This window comes from Halorubrum sp. Atlit-28R (genome assembly GCF_003665955.1).
GTDB lineage: Archaea > Halobacteriota > Halobacteria > Halobacteriales > Haloferacaceae > Halorubrum > Halorubrum tropicale.
In genome coordinates, this window is sequence record NZ_QPLS01000302.1 from 1 (window position 1) to 433 (window position 433).

Consider the following 433-nt stretch of genomic DNA (forward strand, 5'->3'; position numbering starts at 1 on the left):
GATAACGGCGGCAATAGCGGTGACGGCGGTGGCGGCGATTCCTCGGCGGGCTCGCTCCGCGACAGGCTTCCGTCGTCGGTCGACGACCTGAAATCCGGGTCGCCGCCGAGCGTTCGCGTCGTCGTCGTCGCCGTCCTCTTGCTCGTCCTCGCGCTCGGCTCCGTCGCCGTGCTCGGGCCGATGCTGGACGGACTCGGCGGGTCGAGCGGCGGCGGTTCCGGGGGCGACCACGGCGTCTCCGTCTCCGCCCTGTCGAGTGCGAGCGCCGACTCGGCCGACGTGGTCGCCCGGTGGAACGCCCGAACGACCGACACGCTTCGGGTCGGCAATCAGACGTACGCCCCGCCGGAGGGAGAGCGGTTCGTCGTCGTCGGCTTCAACGCGACGGCCACCGGCGACTCGCCCGGAAGCCTGTCGCAGTCGGCGCTCGTGT

Annotated in this window: 1 pseudogene; it reads left to right on the plus strand. The window is 72.3% G+C overall.

The features are described 5' to 3' along the window. Nucleotides 1-433, plus strand: a pseudogene (locus DVK06_RS18025) (hypothetical protein); the annotation flags it as partial.